Here is a 1,551-nt window from a genome sequence, read left to right as displayed (position 1 = left end):
GACCGGCTTCATCTACGCCTTCGACGACATGCTGGTGCGCCACCGCACGAGCTGGACGGACCTTGTCGCGGTGGTCACGGTCGGTGGGGGCGCGCGCATTCCGCTTGTCACCGAACGGCTTTCGATGCACGCCCGCATGCCGATCCTGACGCCCTCGCAGCCCGCGCTGGCTGCGGCGAGCGGGGCGCTGATCCTGGCTTCGCGCGGCGGTGAGCTGGATCTGCGCACGCGGACATCGATAGGTCTGCTCGCCTCGGCCGACGCCGCCGGCGACGTCGTCGACCTGGGGGCCGGCGATGTGCTGGTGATCGACGATGAGGCGCTTACCGATCGCGAATTGGCTTGGTCGCAAACCGAATACCCCGGCGACCTACGGATGCGGTTCGGTGGGGAGACCTACGACGAAGACGGTCCGGCCGGCTGGTCGATGCGGCTCAACGTCATTCAACCGCCGCGGGAACGCCGGCCCCGGCTGCGCCTTCGGTTCTCCCAGATGATCATCGGCATGTCGGCCGTGGTCGCCATGACGGCGATCGGCGGCGTGGCCTATACGCTGACCGGGATAGAAAACCGCCCGGCACCGCCCTCGGTCGCGCCCCTGCCCGCGCCACCGGCCAACTCCGTGGCGCCGCGTCCTGCCGCGCCGCCGCCCACCGCGGTACCGCCGCCCCCGCCGCCCAGCGCGTAACCCACGGTCTGTGCCAGCGCGGCCGCCGCGAGCAACGGTGCGACCAGCATCACGCCGCCCAGTTCGTAGGTGGCGATGGCCTCCCGCAGCGCGCCGACGCCGGCGGGGTCACTCCAGGTGACCCCGGTCGAGGTCAGCTGGTGACCGCCCTCTAGCACCCCTTCGCGGCTGCCGATGATCGCGTCGATCACCTGATCGACAGCACCAGCCGCCGAATTATCAACGGCCCCAACCTCGAACTCTTCTTGTTCGACGGTCACGCCGTCGGCATCTTGGCCTTCGATCGCTACCAGGCGGACTGTCCTGGGAGCCATCGACACCCCAAGCACGATGTCCACGTAACGCCTCCAAGGTCCTTTTCAACGCCCTCCGCGAGGGCATGGCGGGATGAACCCCGCCCGAACTTGGTGACATAAACGTTACGCGCGTGCAGCTAATCGCGCAGGCGGTCCACCTACGCAGGAATAACGCTAATAACCCGGCCCGAGGTACGGATTCTGCGCGTTCCCCGGGTACTGCGGGTACTGAGGGTACTGCGGGTACTGGGGGTACTGCGGATATTGCGGGTACTGCGGAGTCGCGGGAGCCTGCTGCTGCGGAACCTGCACCGGAATCGGGACCGGCAACAGCGGAACGTGGATCCACTCCGTCGTCATCGGCACCGTCGTGGTGGTGGTGGTCGGCGGCGGCGGTGGCGTGGTGGTTTCCACCGGTGGCGGCGGCGGTGTGGTGGTGACCGGCGGTGGCGGCGGCACCGTCGTGGTGACCGTCGGTTGCGGCGGCGCGGTGGTCGGCGGCGCCGTATGCCTCGGGGTGTAGACAGGCGCCGGCGGCGCGGTGGTGACCACCACCGGGGGCGGCGG

At 69.3% G+C, this 1,551-nt stretch carries 1 protein-coding gene and 2 pseudogenes; 1 reads left to right on the top strand and 2 read right to left on the bottom strand.

Translation table 11 applies throughout. The annotated features are described in order from the left end of the window. Window positions 1-679 (top strand): annotated as a pseudogene (locus tag A5652_RS18985) (hypothetical protein); the annotation flags it as partial. Here the strand turns inward: A5652_RS18985 and A5652_RS27010 are convergent. Next, window positions 679-1,026, bottom strand: a pseudogene (locus tag A5652_RS27010) (hypothetical protein); the annotation flags it as partial. The pseudogenes A5652_RS18985 and A5652_RS27010 sit on opposite strands and share 1 nt — an antisense overlap. A 132-nt stretch (window positions 1,027-1,158) precedes the next feature. Beyond that, window positions 1,159-1,551: hypothetical protein (locus A5652_RS27745; protein ID WP_197514014.1), on the bottom strand; the 393-nt coding region annotated here is incomplete at its 5' end.

Source organism: Mycobacterium sp. 1165178.9 (assembly GCF_001673555.1).
Lineage (GTDB): Bacteria > Actinomycetota > Actinomycetes > Mycobacteriales > Mycobacteriaceae > Mycobacterium.
The sequence above is the reverse complement of the archived record's forward strand: the minus strand, read 5'-3'. Positions and strand labels throughout refer to the sequence as shown.